The sequence below is a fragment of the Ornithinibacillus halotolerans genome, assembly GCF_014637405.1.
Lineage (GTDB): Bacteria > Bacillota > Bacilli > Bacillales > Amphibacillaceae > Ornithinibacillus > Ornithinibacillus halotolerans.
Genome location: NZ_BMEY01000008.1, coordinates 1 through 14382, shown reverse-complemented (window position 1 = coordinate 14382; position 14382 = coordinate 1). Strand labels below are relative to the sequence as shown.

Genomic DNA, 14382 nt, shown 5'->3' with positions numbered 1-14382 from the left:
CGGGCTGGAGCCAATAGTGATTCAGTCTATTTTATATGTTCAATAATCCCTTAATCACTTTCCAATATTGGGTTCAGGTATCGTTCAGTCCCTTTCCCCGTTGTTTTCCTGCTCCTTTGTATCTAGTGGATTTACAATATCAATTTAGTTCTGTTTCGCAAATGAAATAGGATTTATAGTAAGGTTCTATTTTTTGATAGAATAGGAAGTAGAAGCTATGAACCTAAAAAGGGGGAGGGTGTTTTAATGGGATTGTTTAGTAGGTTATTTTTTGGAAAAAAGAAAGCAAAACGACAAGACAAAGAGAATCAGATCGAAGAAAAGTACAAAAGACGGGAACCGATTCAACCGATAAGCCCAAGTATCAATGAGGATTTTGATTTAGGCATATCTATATCTTCATCACCTGTGGGTGTTTCAACTGACAGTACCGCAAAGGATTTCTATGTGTATCACTGGTACATTAAAGATACGGGTGAAATATTTTATATTGGAAAAGGGCGTGGAGACAGGTATAAAAGGCACCATGAGCGAGCCTATGAAGCGGAAAAAATCCGTGAAATGTATGACACGGATGTACGTTTTGTGAAAAAGGGATTAACCGAAGATGAAGCAATAGAGCTAGAGTCTGATGAAATGACACGAATCCTAAATGAAACAAACCATCAGTTAACTAACCGAATCATTCCTCTGTTGACTAAAAGAGGGAATGGATATGATCGCAGCCCGAATACACCGAAGTTGGAATTCGAAAAAGCTCCCTATCTTTATCCAAGTGATATTGAAGAACATTACTTTGGAATAAAACCTAGAGCTTTTGATACCGTGGAGTACGACAATCTAAAGAGGGTAGTAATCGAATACGGGAATACGCATGACACCAAAGAAATCTATGGTGGGAATTTGGACAAGTATCTCAGTGAAACCAAAGCCTTATTAGAAGCTAACGGAAATAAAATTCTTAAAACTAGATTTGCAAAATCCGTTACTGCTTGGGTATACCTTGGAGATGATTATGTAACGAACTATGAATCGAACCAAAAGAAAGCATTGGAAAGAATCGGACGAAACGTACCAACGTACCATCTGATAGATGTGTTGAAGCTGTTAAAAGATAAATTTGGTGATATAGATTTAAAACTAACAGAGGAAATTGAAATTAACCCGATACATAATCGAGTTCCACTGAAAGATATACGGAACTTACACGACTGGTCAAAGGGTTTTGATGAAGGTCATTCTTATTGGGAACAAGGGGACAGTGAGCGGAAGAACGGAAACATTGAAAAAGCAATTGAGCTATTCGATAAAGCCCGTTATAACGGCTACGATGCTCCAGCGTTATATAACTCATATGCAATGGCCTATCGAAAACTGAAAGACTACGACAATGAAATCGGCATCTTAGACGAAGCGATTGAACGTTTAACAAAAGATAACGAACCACCTATGAAATTTAAAGAACGTCGAGAAAGAGCGATTGCTTTAATACAAAAACAACAACAACGCAAGTAAACTACCAAAGAGAAAAGTTGTGTTTCATTTCATGTTTATGATTGTATTCTTGGAGGTGCTGTATGGACAAGGCCGTAAGAGTGATAAACAAGTTGAAATATCAAGTAAAACAATTAATAGAGTCTAACTCACATAGAGAAGTTACACCACAAACAAAATACAAAACGTCTGGTATATACATGATTTATATAGATAATTTTACTAATGATAGAGTTGTTCCTGTTTATATTGGGCAATCGAAGGATATACAAAGAAGGTACAAACAACATTATTCTGAAATATTTGCCTTGAATAGACTTTCGTATGATGAATACGAACGTTATTTCTTTTCCAAAGGTTCCTCTTTTTACGAAGGGAATTTTAAATCCTGTAAGATATTCAAATATATGCTAGAAAATAATTGTTCTTTACAAGACTTTCACATGATCATTTTAGATAAGGCAGATATGGAAAACTTAGAAGATAAGGAGCAGGAGTATTTTCGGAAGTTATTGCCTTCATTTTTTGGTTTTAATCAATTAAATTCCTTTCTAAAGAGCCTTCCATATCGTTTTTCAAATACACAAATGAATGAAGAGGAAATTAATGATTATATGGATTTAATCATGGAGGATATTCAGGGCATTCACGATTATTATAATTATGGGTTTACAAAATTTAATTTTGAACATTCAATGCCTACACCTAAAGGTATTGAATATTCGTTGAATGGAAAAGAACAATGGAACAAGGATACGCTGTTAAAATTTAAAAAAGTAAATTCAAACCTTGATGACCTGTATAAACAATACAAACCTGATTATGACGAAATGAGACCAATGATTGAAAAGAAAGACAAACTATATGGGGATTATGTAGTCGCTAGATTTGAATTTAGTAGTGCTTTAGATGCTTTTAAGAGTGATATAAATAAGGAATTTAGGAAACAGAAACTATACAGTGAGAAGGCAAAAGAAAACTTTATTTACAGTGTAATTCATAATGATAAATTGTATAAAGAGCAATTCCAAGATTACTTAAAATCTAGGAAGTGTGATGTAGATTTATATCGAACTTTTCAAAACCATATAGATAAGGTTCAGAATAAATATGAAATTAAGGTTAATAAAGAAGAGCCTTATCAAGAAATTACTGATAAAATCATAGATCGGGAAGTTCAAAACAGAAGTGAAAGACACAAAATGATATTTCCATCATGCCAATTCGAGCCTTTTACTTTAGGTGATAATATTAAAGATCTTACAATGAGATTAAGCATGGATGATGACTTATTGAATACTTGTCATATAAATATTTACATATCAAATAATGGAATAAGCAGAAGTTACATTAGAAAAGACCCTGATATTCTCAGGATAGATTATTGTTACATAAATAATGAAGAAACAAAATATGAAAAACAGTATTATATTGAAAATGAGACGACAAGAAATTGTCAGTCTGGAATTGGATATTATGAACAAGACTTTTACAGTATGTTTGCATTCAGACCGGAACGGTTTAAAATTACTAGCTTAATAGATAATGAACAGGATAACTCATTTATTTCAATACTAGCTGAATTTAAGCATGGGATTAATGATTATACAATTAGAGATAAGGAATTAGTTCAATTATCTGTTGTGTTAAATGAAATTCAGCAATTAATTGATAAAGAAACAAGATTTGAAGTTGAAGTTTCAGAATCATATTCTTGCCTTGAAAAATGTCTGAATCAGGATCTACACGACAATCCGTTTGTAAAAAGGTTATTATCAAGAAAATTACCCGGAATTAGAAAGGGTCAGAAATCTAAATCCACTTCTAAGAAAGTAGTGAAACAAAACGATAAAACACATCAAACTAGAGCAGAAAAATATCAAGAGAAAATAAACGTTAGATCAAATGATAAAATTACTATATTTAATTACATCTCAAGTAAAGAGAAAGTAACTGCTAAATGTAACAATTGTTCATATGAGTGGGAAAAACGCAGTGATCACCTATTGGCAAAGCCATTCTGTCCATTATGTTGGAAATCCCAATGAGTGATACTGACCATTCACTAACAACAACTTCCGGTGTATGGAGCCTAGTATAAATCATTTGGCTGATAGCATCCTAATATTCCAATATTGCTATGTTGACCAAGGTGAATGTTGCTATGCAAAGGAGGCGGGAAGAGCAGCGGGAGGTTATGATATTGTATCTAACGTTTATTCAACTGTAAAGTCAATCCATTTTGAAGTATTCAGAAAAATATTTATTAATTCTAAACATGAGCCTCATTTCAACATGATGATGGGAGACTTTGTGATTAATGTTGGAGAAGAGTCTGCCGAACAAGAGGCTAAAAGAGAAATCCAATTGGCATTGAAGCAAGCTGCGGCTAGTCGGAACAGGTAAACAACTAATAGAAGGGGTAACGTATATGAGCAAAGAGAGCGAATTCTGTAAATGTCAAAGTAATAAGGGCGTACATGCCGTCGAAGGGGAATTTGGATATTGGCTGTATTGTACCGAATGTCATAGAAAGATAGAAGATGAATTTCATTATTATAATGAACCGGATGACATCTATTAGATTAAAATTGCCTTCCTGTAAATAGAACACTATAGGTTTGACAAAAGAACGGGGCATATTGAGAGAATATGTAGTCCAGCATAAGAGGTGTAACAATATTGGCGAGTGTTGGACATTACTTACCTTACCAGAATATGGGGTGATTGAGATGGACAAGAGAATAGAAGAATTAATTGATATTACAAGAGAAAAATACTGTTTACACAAATATTATTTACATACATTTGACATTCATCGTAATACAACAATTTTCAAAGATACGGTTTATAGACTAAGCATGGAATGGTTTCCAAATCACATTAAAAATTGGGATGATGAAACCTATAATCCAGAAGGAACAGCATGTATTGAGATAGACATCCATTCAAAAAAGACAAAACATGTGATTTTTAGTGAGGGAATTTCGACTGTTGGTGGTATGACGTTTGATTTGAATAACAGGGATGAAATCATCAAGTGGATTGAAAGGGAAACGGGTCTGATTTATGGAAGGCAGTTTGAGTTCTGGAAGGAAAAAGAAAGGGAGCTTCATTTCAAGGAATGTATAGATGGGGTTGCAGTTTCTCCATCAGGTTATATTGAATTAAAACTGGATAAAGAAGGGAGGCTCACCTTATTTTCTGTATATGGACAGTTTCCTTCTGAAGAACTTGTAAAACAAGAAAAATATTTACTTTCTCTTGAACAAGTAGAAGAGTTAGCTAAGGAACAATTGAAGTTAGTTGAGTTTCCAGTCATTGAACAAAAAAAGCTCGTTCCTGCATTTGCAATCGAGGAGATTTATATTAAAAATGATTGTTCTTCTACCTTAACCTATGAATTCTTTGTAGATGATAAGTTTTCTTTGCAAATGGACAAAGTGATAGAGTGGGATGATATTATTCAAAAACCTTTCCAAGGTAAAATACTGTCACTCATTGAAAATGTAACACCTGATCAGGCATTTCAGTGTGAACCACATCCAGATTTACGGCCAATCACAGAGGAAGAAATTAAAAAGTGTGTCAGTACCATTCAAAAATTTTTAGGTCAAGTATACACGAAGGATTCAGGAAAATGGGCATTAAAGTCGCTATATCGAGATAAGGGATACATCCATGCAACATTAAAGAAAAAGGAACAGAAAGAGCGTGTATTCAAAAGGAAAATGAAGCTATTCATTGACTCGGGTACTTATGAAGTATTGAATTACATGGATAATAAGCCGTTTTTAGAAACGTATATGGAATTAAAAGAAGTAGAAGAAATAAAGATTGCAAAAGAGGAAGCGTTTGAAAAAATAAAAGAATTGATTGAGCTGACACCATATTATGTATATGATTTTGAGCAAGGTTACTATGTATTATGTGGAAAGTTAGATTGCCAATATGCAGTAAAGGCGAATAACGGGGAAGTTATTGAATTGAACGAATTGTAGTAAGAGCAGACTTCTCAACAAGTAGCTCTTTTACCGGATTAAAATAAACTAAATTATTTATCTTGGAGGCGAGAAAATGAAAAGGGTAGCATTTGAACCACCAACAGATCACTATGATGAACAGATAGAATCAATAGATGAACAAATCTGTCATTTAATTAAGCAATGAAAGGATCTTTCGAATAATAATCCCGGTTTTCCAACTAAACATCTTATTACAAGTTGGTCAAAAAAATATAACTTTTATGAGGATTTCCTCAACAGCATCTTTTCAGATTTTCTACACGAAGAAATATATAAACCAATTGTAGAGCCAAAAGGATTTCTTAAAAATGTACCTATATTAAAGTCATTTGAAAAAGATGATACATTTTACTCGGTAACTTTTATACGACAGTTTGAAAATGCAAGTGTTGTTCATTTAAATATCGACAGCAACTCCACTGATGACGTATCTGAGTGGCATCAGCGAGAACATACCCATTTTGAACTCTCAATAGAAGGAGAAAAAACTCATTATGATTGTCGAAATGAAGGCGGTGGAGGAACTATGGGACATGAAACCTTTACTTTCATTGTATCGCCTGCATTACCCAACGATACCTCTAAGTTTAAATTAGTCTTCAAGGAGTATAAAGTACCATTCCAAAAACCGACCGGTTTCGAATTTGTTATATAGTGGGGAAATTTGATTTAATTATAGCATTCATTTTCTTGTTCAATGAACGGCATCTAATGAAAAAAACGGGGAGAACTATACTAGACTTCTTTATTCTAAATTCTTTTTTCTATTGTATCCCCCTGCCAAACAGTTGGTTTCCATGCTAAAAAGTCGGTACCTACTGCTTTATAGTTGGTATCCAAACGGCAAAGGAATCAGGAAGACCAGCGGGCAGTCTATTATGTAACCAATCGTCATTCAATCGGTTTTTTTAATTAAAAATCAATATCAATTCGGGGCAGGTCCAGTAGGACTTCGTCCCTTTTTCTTTTTAACCGAAAAGTTAAAAAGTCGCACCAAGCCCTTGTCGTTACTGGATTCAGTAGGTATCCAATCACATTTCAGTTGTTATCCTTACCACATAAATCCGTAGGGTTTCCAATCTCTATTCAGTGTGTTTCCTAACCGTAAGACCGTCCCAAAATGGCTTCATTTTCCGTCTTTTCTCCTAATTCTTCTCTCCATTACCAATACCATCTATTTAACATTGTCTGAATATTTGATACAAACCGGAACTGAAAAAAGAGGGTGAAAACGGGTGTTTTGGGGAAGAACTTAATAGCAGATTGGAAAGAAGAAGAATGTGGGTGAGTCAAGGAAGGCAAGGGTTTAAGGGGGACTTGGGGAGATACCAACTAAGAAACAGATATATACAGTAGAGAAGAAGAAAATGATAAGAAATAAGAGGAAATAACCTAAAGCGAGTTATGGCTATTTAATATATAGAGTAAAATCAAAGTGAAATCTTAGATATTGTGAAAGGAATGTACTTAAAGTAACTTGGCGGTTTAATAACATTTCTTGACAAACAACTATTCTGTGTTACTATATACTGGTACTTAGTATAACTAAATACCATTCTCGCATAATTCCTGTTATACAGAACGCTGATAAAAATAATACAAAATAACAAATGGGGGTGGATTTTTGGAAAATATTACGGAAATGCTGAAAGGAGTGCTTGAAGGTTGTGTACTTGAAATCATAAGCCGTGGCGAAACTTACGGCTATGAAATTACACAACAGCTACGAAAACTTGGCTTCACAGATGTAGTTGAGGGCACTGTTTATACGATTACCATGAGGCTTGAGAAAAATAATCTAGTGAATGTCGAGAAGAAAAAGTCTAATATGTTTGCCTTCGGTTTTTTTTATGCCAAAATCAACGGCGATCTAATCGTAATTCATCCCCTTTTTCAATTAAAATTCAATCCAAATCCAGTCGCTTTTTTCAATTATGTATACCTCCAATCCTTTGTCCGGTAAGCGTTCAGTCTGTATCTAGTTCTCTCTCAGTTTATTTCCCCACGGTATAGAATCATATCCTTTCCAGTGTTTTTCCTCACATTTTAGGATCAAAAGGCCCTCCAACATCAATTCTGTTTTCATTCGTAATTATTTTATAAGAGAAAATGGAATGTGAACCCATGGGAGAGAAGGGCGGTTGAAATGGTAAATTTCGATTGGGACATAGTAGATGTCGATGGTTTTACGGAAGATTAGACGTGGAGAAACAATTTTTCATTATTTAATTGTACTAGGATGTTCAACCGCTATATGTTGTAGCGGAGAAACATTTTGAAGCCGAAACTTTCATATGGACAATACCGTATTACTGGTTAATATTAAATAGAGAGAGTGATGAAATACTGGAATTTGGTTGAAATCCCTGTAGGGATAGCAATTTTGTTATATACCAGTGCATTTAACCATCAACATAAATGAGGTTATCAAATGACATATTACTATTATTTAGCATCAGACCAGATAATGGGATTAGGTACTGGAACACTAGATTTAACAAAGACGGATGATGTTATTCCGGGATTCGATTATCCTGTTCAATTAGATATATTTAACGGTGTTGAAAAAGAGTGGGAGCTCCGAGCATTATTGCAATTTGTTCGTAATCACACTGAACCTTATAAAGATTGTACCTGCAAATAGCTAACTTATTAAATTCGAATAAAGTTGAACTGAAGGTACGAGAAAAATCAAAAATATTGTTACATGAGATTGTTGATCCTAAGCAACTATTGCTGCAAGAGGGGCATTTGTTGACGATTAAGGAAGTGCCAACTTTTATTTAAATAGGAGGTCAATATCTTTGAACTGTTGTTGTAATAGCCGTGAAACAAACGATTTAAACTACCAGTGCAAGATTCTAGAAATAAGTCATACAACAGAGGAGTAAAAAAGGATGATACATATTCTATCTAGTGCATCAGCTTCGGGTAGTTTGCGATTTGCTTTAAAAGAGATGGGTCTTGATAAAAAGGAAAGGATAATTTCTTTTAATGATACATTTTCCATAGGCCCAGTCTGGAGGTTAAATGAAGAGATTGGCGTAAAATCAAGAGATGAGTGGATGGAACAATCCATGAGCGATAAGTTTTTTGAATACAATGGTTACAGAGAACATTTCGAAATGGTAATGAATCAAATCAAACTTATACCTGAAGGCGAGCATGTGACCATTTGGGTTTCCGATAACGCTCATGAACAAACAGGGATGCGGTATATTGTACACCTTTTAAAGGAGAAGAACATTGATATCACGGTGATTAACACGACAGAAGCATATAAAGAGCTTCTTCAGGTAAAAAAAGTAAAATACACGATACTTCATACAGGTGAAATACCTCCCGAGAAGTTACAAATTATTTATGAACAGGATTTTGGACAGTTTTTCACATTATTTACAGACCATGATCGAGAGGAGATAGAAAGGGAATGGCTTTCTCTTGGTGAAAGTCAAGAAACGTTAAGAATATGGCGGAATGGAAGGATTCAAAGTATCACTGAAGACTATTATGATGATTTCATTGTAAAAAAGGCAAAAAGGCTGTTTGGTAAACATAATGAATTTATAAGTGTAGCTAGAGTAATTGGTGAGGTACTGGGGCATTTGGAACAATACGTAGGGGATTCTTTTCTTGAGTATCGAATAAGGAAATTGATTGATGCTGGGGTATTTGAACTAGAAGGTGATCTGAAGGCAAGACGTTTTTATAGTTTGAAGTTAACTTCTTATTGAAGTATAAAAGGGCACTTACTTTAGGTCGGCTACAAGAATGGCGTTTGTTGACGATTAAGGAAGTACCAACTTTTAATTAAAAATGGGGGTCATCATCCATGAACTGTTGTTGTAATAGCAGAGAAACAAATGATTTAAAAATAGAAGGAGATGTTGGGGCAGATCCGATTTGGTGTAATAGGTGCGGTTGTAACCTCGATATAGAAGACGTTCCGATCTCAGATGAATTAGCAGAGGAATTGTCATCTTGGGCAGTAAGGTATGGGGAATGGATTGATTGGGAACTAGATAAATCGCTTCCTAACGGGACCCAACTGGAAGATAAATTTAATCGAATCGGGCTCGTTTTAACAGAAAAAGTGAAACAGGAAATTGGTGGAAACTACAATATAAAATTCATACCATCTACCAGTGCGAGATTCTATGCAAAAAGTCAAAATGGCGTTGAGGGAACAGAATGAAACTAATCAGGCTGTTGAACTGGTCATTAGAAGTTGATGTAGGTAAAACAAAAGAATTCTATGAAAAAGATATTGAACTGTGCAAGTGTTTGTACTGTAAAAATTATATGGAGGCGGTTAAGTATATAGATCCATCCATAATAGAGGTATTTACTGCGTTAGGAATTAATCCTTCTAAGCCAAGCCATTTATCTGAGTTTGGTGAAATGGAAAATGGATTACGTTTATATATTGGAAGTTATCATTTAGTCGGTAATTTAATAGAAGGAGAGTATTGTACGGATTCTGATTGGACCGATACCAACACTTCGATAATTGGGAACTTTACGTTTGGGTTGGGGAAAGAGTTAGTGTTTGTACATGACGAATTGCCACGCCCCGTTTTGCAATTGGATTTCGAAGCTCGAATTTATTGGGTTTTGAACGAAAAACCAGAGGATTAAAATACGTATCGAGCTAAGATTATACTAGAACGGAGACAATAAAGAATGGAAATAAAAGAATATATAAAAACTACATTCCCCGGACTGATTCTAAAGCCAAGTCTTTATTCTCAATGGAATAAAGGTATTCATTTTGAATTAGCTAAAGGATTATATCAATTGAAGGAGAAGACAGATGAGCTAAATCCTGATTATTTTAATGCAGTCTATGATCAAGCCATTACACTTTTTAATGATCTTTTCTCAGCCGATGATCAAATCTTTTTGGTAACGAATATGTATCGGTATAGAAATTATAAAAAAAGAAGTAGAAGGAAGTTTAAGGTCTATCTTCATTATATTAAAAGTAAAGATGTCCGTTTGCGGTTAACACAAGAAACTCTACCCTATATGTTTGATGATGAAGAAGAGCTTGAGGAAAAGTGTACATCCCAATTTTCAGTACAATGCCACAAACAAGATGTTCGTTATTCAACTCTAATAAAAGCAATTTGTAACCAAGATTTCCCACCAGCAAAACCAAGAATACATAATCCATATAACTTGTACGAGCCAGATGTATTTTTTATTAATGCAACTAGAAATGTTATTTTTTATATCTATGATGATAGAGGGTGTGAAGTTATCGCAAGTGATATGGAAACGATACGCCCTATTTATGAAAAGTATGCTGATTGGATTGATGAATATTGTCGTGAAGAAATCGATCAACGCTTTAAGTAATCTTTGAAATATTCAGTATGAAGGAGAGATTGATTATTGTATTCATGGAGAGTAACAAAATATGATCCCTTAAATAGGGATGTTGATGGCAATTATCTGAATCATGAAGAATGGACTGAATTTTCGGATGTAGGAACAAAGGTTAGTATAGAGGAATATCTAAAAACAGAGCAAAATTATATAAACGCCATTAGTTCATTTATGGATGAAATAGGCTTAGATAGGGTTTATGTGATTGCCTTAGAACAATGGTCTGACGAGGTTAGAAATCAACATGATAAAGAGTTCCTATCAAAGATTTGGATAGAAAAAGCTGTGAATATTCAAGAAGTTAGAGAATTAGCAAAATTGACATTAAGGAATGCCATTTGGTGTAAATTAGGATATAAGAAGCAATTCTTTGTTCATTTTGGGTACGATTATTATATGTACATTGGAGCGGATAGAGAATGTATGAAAGCAATAGATGCTGTTTTACAATCTGGATTATTCGTTGAAAGGTTTGAGTCTCCTTATTAAAGGGATTATTTACAGACGAAAAAAGCCAAAACCAAAAAGAAAGAGGGAATCCTGATGAATAAGAATATCTGGCAAGTGGACGAGGAATATAGTTTTAAGCCAATAACTACGGAGATGGTGGAAAAGGCGGAAGAGGAATTAAAAGTTAAATTACCTGAAAGTTACATAAGTCTTTTGAAAGAGCAGAATGGTGGGTACATCAGCTATGATTCGTTTCCAACAAATTTCCCAACATCATGGGCAGATGATCATATTAATATAGATTATATTAGAGGCATAGGCGGAGAAGAGAGTATCCTGGAAAGTGAATATTTAATTGAAGAGTGGGGATTGCCGAAGAAAGTTGTTCTTATTTCAGGAGACGGGCATACTTGGATTGCTTTTGATTATAGAAATACAGATGAAAATCCACCCATTATCCTCATTGATCATGATGGAGAAGAAATTACTGAATTAGCTCCAGACTTCGAATCATTTTTAAATGAATTAACTAACCTGGAAGATTGATTATTCTTTTTATTTAACTGGAGAGGTGTATATATTTTGAATACGCTAAAGCTGCAATTTGAATTAGATACAAAGAGCTTTATTGAGCCAAAACTTATAAAAAAGAGAAGCGGTAAGCTATTAGTTGATATACAAGGTAGATTAGAAGTATTTGTGAATGATCATTGTTTCTTCTTAGAACCTTCACTAGCCCTGCTTGAGTTTGGAATAGCATTAAAGAACTGGAGGCGGGAAGAGAACTTTTATTACTATACCATTGAACACGATGAAAGAGAAGGTCCTATTTTAGCGTTTAATAAAATAGAGGAAAACTACTGGACAATATTTTCAATTTGGCAGTTGTATGAATCTAAGGAGTTACTAACTTTTGATAGGATAATTGAGGCAGTAGAGTTATTCCTGATCGAATTAGATAGAGAATTACTAAAGAATTATGGATTTAATATAGATGATTTCATAAAAAGTAAGTGGATATTTTGATGTTGATGGTGAGGCAGGAGGTCTTGTAATATGAAATATAGTTGTCCCGTTTGCGGTTATAAAGGACTGGACGAACCAGCATATGGTAATTGTGAAAAATTAGAGTTCGGCTCTTTTGAAATATGTGTATGTTGTCGATTTCAATTTGCCGTAGATGACGATATTGAATTGGAAAATGGAGGATTTTTAACTGTAAAAGATGCACATAATATCTATCGGAATATTTGGCTGAGTTTTGATGCACCTGTTTTTATGACTGAACATTATCCTTCTGAATATCAAGAAAATGGGAAAGTGAAGCGAGAGCAATTAGAAAGACAACTTAAAAAATATGGGTATCAGTTTAAATGAGTAATTATGCTATGAGCTTAAAACGAAAAATCCGATTAACTTAAAGTCTTAGAATAGGCATTTGTAACATATTATACGGGGATAGAGGGGATTCCGATAGAACTATTAGAATTATATTATAAAAGATACATAGGAACTGTAAAGCCTTTCGATTACGTAGAGTGGGCACATCATAATTTGCATATGGATGTACTTGGAATTAAGAAATTAGCCAGTATGGATAAGAATGAGAAATTAAATATATTTGAAATGGAAAAGATGTTTGACGATGCGATGAAAAGTATTCAATGGGAAGTACCTTCGAAAGAACAATGCGTGGAATATCATGTAAAACACCTTCATTCTCAATTGTTATTACCAGTAGAAAATGCCATGTTGCTAGTAAAAGAAATTTATGACTGTACAATCGAACATGAATTATTCAAGGAACAGATGAACTGGCAGGAAATCAGTGATGCCATTGATGATTTTCAGTATGGAGATAATCAGAATGGCTATACGGAAGGAAAAATCAATGAAATGATTGTTGCTCATGCACGTAAGCTCTGGCATACAAAAATAAGTAATATCACGTTTAAGGAACTGATTGGACAAAAAGTTACCGCCATTGATTCAGAAGTTCATTTCATTATTCAATTGGAAAAAGGTGCAATCATCATTGAATGTCCTTGGCGAATTCGGGATACAGGTGGAATATTGTTAGGAGAAACAGATATTCAATCTAACCAAAGTGAATGGAAATCGGTTAAAGAACTATTGGTTGGTAAAAAGGTTGAAGATATTCGGCTATATGAGCAATGTCCCCTTCTGATTATTCAATTTGACAATATCTTTTTGGACGTATTTCATGCCAGTTCCTACTTCGATGGATGGACATTAACCGATCATGGAGATTTCTATATATTCTCGATGCATGGTGGAAGTATTGCATAGGTTAAAGAAAGTAATTTATGGAGTAAATCTATTTCTTATTTCTAAAATTCTTCTTTCTACTATGTAGATCTCGAATAAACAATTTCTTGTCATAATAAACTCTTGCTAACTTTACCACCAATTCTGTAAGAATAAACATTTGCTTTTTTAATATAAACCTCAACAATATCTCGGGTTTTCCTCATCGGGAGCCCGAGTTTTTTCATGTCTTTTTCAATATCTTTTCAATACTGTTATGTTCCTAACCCATTGATATTACTGGGTTTGTCCAATATCTCACTCAATACCAATTCAATAAAAAATCAATAATCATCCAATACTTTTATCTTATTTCTTTATCTCTTTTCTCTCTTATTTACTTCCCTCTGTTCTAGCAGAACTTTATCCCAACTGCGAAAAAACCATGAAAAAACAGCCGAAAAAGGCCCGGAAAACGACCGATTTTAATCCAAAATTGGATAAAAATAAGGGTTCCGAAGCAAAACTTTATTATGACTCAAACGGTGGAATGCGGGTTGGAGGGGTGGGGTTTTAGCAGATGTTTAATCTTATGGTACACAAGAATATTAAAGCATAGACAAAACTAAGAGGCTGGGACAAAACCCCAGTAATAATTAAAAACGTAGCACTTCCATTTCGAATGGTAAGTGCTACGTTTATTTTTAATATTCTAACTCTTCCTAGTAAACAAAAAGGATACCATCTGATAAAA

At 34.1% G+C, this 14382-nt stretch carries 16 protein-coding genes and 1 pseudogene; all 17 read left to right on the top strand.

Going from position 1 to position 14382, the window contains the following annotated elements:
- Positions 1 to 246 precede the first annotated feature (246 nt).
- The 17 genes and pseudogenes from IEV35_RS09190 (at position 247) to IEV35_RS09110 (ending at position 13670) form a co-directional block, all read left to right on the top strand.
- Positions 247 to 1515: a GIY-YIG nuclease family protein gene (locus tag IEV35_RS09190; protein WP_188384378.1), complete on the top strand. Its 1269-nt coding sequence runs from the start codon at positions 247 to 249 to the stop codon at positions 1513 to 1515.
- 62 nt (positions 1516 to 1577) lie between these two features.
- A complete protein-coding gene (locus IEV35_RS09185; protein ID WP_188384377.1) occupies positions 1578 to 3542 on the top strand; it encodes a GIY-YIG nuclease family protein in 1965 nt (654 codons plus the stop codon).
- 58 nt (positions 3543 to 3600) lie between these two features.
- Entirely contained in the window at positions 3601 to 3900 is a 300-nt protein-coding gene (locus IEV35_RS09180; protein ID WP_229740697.1) for a hypothetical protein, read from the top strand.
- A gap of 25 nt (positions 3901 to 3925) precedes the next feature.
- A complete protein-coding gene (locus IEV35_RS09175; RefSeq protein WP_188384375.1) occupies positions 3926 to 4078 on the top strand; it encodes a hypothetical protein in 153 nt (50 codons plus the stop codon).
- Between the two features lie 148 nt (positions 4079 to 4226).
- A complete protein-coding gene (locus tag IEV35_RS09170; RefSeq protein WP_188384374.1) occupies positions 4227 to 5495 on the top strand; it encodes a hypothetical protein in 1269 nt (422 codons plus the stop codon).
- A 76-nt stretch (positions 5496 to 5571) separates the two neighbouring features.
- Positions 5572 to 6174, top strand: a pseudogene (locus tag IEV35_RS09165) (hypothetical protein).
- Between the two features lie 969 nt (positions 6175 to 7143).
- Positions 7144 to 7482 carry a PadR family transcriptional regulator gene (locus tag IEV35_RS20385; protein WP_308419778.1) on the top strand — a complete coding sequence of 113 codons (339 nt, stop codon included), beginning with the start codon at positions 7144 to 7146 and terminating at the stop codon, positions 7480 to 7482.
- A gap of 468 nt (positions 7483 to 7950) precedes the next feature.
- Positions 7951 to 8163: a hypothetical protein gene (locus IEV35_RS09155; protein WP_188384373.1), complete on the top strand. Its 213-nt coding sequence runs from the start codon at positions 7951 to 7953 to the stop codon at positions 8161 to 8163.
- A gap of 253 nt (positions 8164 to 8416) precedes the next feature.
- Entirely contained in the window at positions 8417 to 9253 is an 837-nt protein-coding gene (locus IEV35_RS09150) for a DUF1835 domain-containing protein (RefSeq protein ID WP_188384372.1), read from the top strand.
- Positions 9254 to 9351: 98 nt separating this feature from the next.
- Positions 9352 to 9714, top strand: coding sequence for an immunity protein CdiI family protein (locus IEV35_RS09145; protein WP_188384371.1), 363 nt, complete (start codon positions 9352 to 9354; stop codon positions 9712 to 9714).
- The gene (locus tag IEV35_RS09140; protein WP_188384370.1) at positions 9711 to 10157 is read left to right on the top strand and encodes a hypothetical protein; all 447 of its coding nucleotides are present in this window, start codon (positions 9711 to 9713) and stop codon (positions 10155 to 10157) included. Before IEV35_RS09145 ends, IEV35_RS09140 begins: the two co-directional genes overlap by 4 nt.
- 45 nt (positions 10158 to 10202) lie before the next feature.
- Positions 10203 to 10880 (top strand): DUF3885 domain-containing protein, encoded by a 678-nt coding sequence (locus tag IEV35_RS09135; RefSeq protein ID WP_188384369.1) that lies wholly within the window; start codon positions 10203 to 10205, stop codon positions 10878 to 10880.
- A 36-nt stretch (positions 10881 to 10916) separates the two neighbouring features.
- Positions 10917 to 11399: a hypothetical protein gene (locus IEV35_RS09130; RefSeq protein WP_047184052.1), complete on the top strand. Its 483-nt coding sequence runs from the start codon at positions 10917 to 10919 to the stop codon at positions 11397 to 11399.
- A gap of 54 nt (positions 11400 to 11453) precedes the next feature.
- A complete protein-coding gene (locus IEV35_RS09125) occupies positions 11454 to 11906 on the top strand; it encodes an SMI1/KNR4 family protein (RefSeq protein ID WP_047184051.1) in 453 nt (150 codons plus the stop codon).
- 36 nt (positions 11907 to 11942) lie between these two features.
- Positions 11943 to 12386, top strand: coding sequence for a DUF7878 domain-containing protein (locus IEV35_RS09120; protein WP_047184050.1), 444 nt, complete (start codon positions 11943 to 11945; stop codon positions 12384 to 12386).
- A 30-nt stretch (positions 12387 to 12416) separates the two neighbouring features.
- A complete protein-coding gene (locus IEV35_RS09115; RefSeq protein ID WP_047184049.1) occupies positions 12417 to 12737 on the top strand; it encodes a hypothetical protein in 321 nt (106 codons plus the stop codon).
- Between the two features lie 183 nt (positions 12738 to 12920).
- Positions 12921 to 13670 (top strand): hypothetical protein, encoded by a 750-nt coding sequence (locus tag IEV35_RS09110; RefSeq protein WP_229740696.1) that lies wholly within the window; start codon positions 12921 to 12923, stop codon positions 13668 to 13670.
- The last annotated feature ends 712 nt before the right edge of the window (positions 13671 to 14382 follow it).

Coding starts and splice junctions, on each gene's coding strand:
- IEV35_RS09190 (WP_188384378.1), top strand. CDS start 247: ATGGGATTGTTTAGTAGGTTATTTTTTGGAAAAAAGAAAGCAAAACGA.
- IEV35_RS09185 (WP_188384377.1), top strand. CDS start 1,578: ATGGACAAGGCCGTAAGAGTGATAAACAAGTTGAAATATCAAGTAAAA.
- IEV35_RS09175 (WP_188384375.1), top strand. CDS start 3,926: ATGAGCAAAGAGAGCGAATTCTGTAAATGTCAAAGTAATAAGGGCGTA.
- IEV35_RS09170 (WP_188384374.1), top strand. CDS start 4,227: ATGGACAAGAGAATAGAAGAATTAATTGATATTACAAGAGAAAAATAC.
- IEV35_RS09155 (WP_188384373.1), top strand. CDS start 7,951: ATGACATATTACTATTATTTAGCATCAGACCAGATAATGGGATTAGGT.
- IEV35_RS09150 (WP_188384372.1), top strand. CDS start 8,417: ATGATACATATTCTATCTAGTGCATCAGCTTCGGGTAGTTTGCGATTT.
- IEV35_RS09145 (WP_188384371.1), top strand. CDS start 9,352: ATGAACTGTTGTTGTAATAGCAGAGAAACAAATGATTTAAAAATAGAA.
- IEV35_RS09140 (WP_188384370.1), top strand. CDS start 9,711: ATGAAACTAATCAGGCTGTTGAACTGGTCATTAGAAGTTGATGTAGGT.
- IEV35_RS09135 (WP_188384369.1), top strand. CDS start 10,203: ATGGAAATAAAAGAATATATAAAAACTACATTCCCCGGACTGATTCTA.
- IEV35_RS09125 (WP_047184051.1), top strand. CDS start 11,454: ATGAATAAGAATATCTGGCAAGTGGACGAGGAATATAGTTTTAAGCCA.
- IEV35_RS09115 (WP_047184049.1), top strand. CDS start 12,417: ATGAAATATAGTTGTCCCGTTTGCGGTTATAAAGGACTGGACGAACCA.
- IEV35_RS09110 (WP_229740696.1), top strand. CDS start 12,921: ATGGATGTACTTGGAATTAAGAAATTAGCCAGTATGGATAAGAATGAG.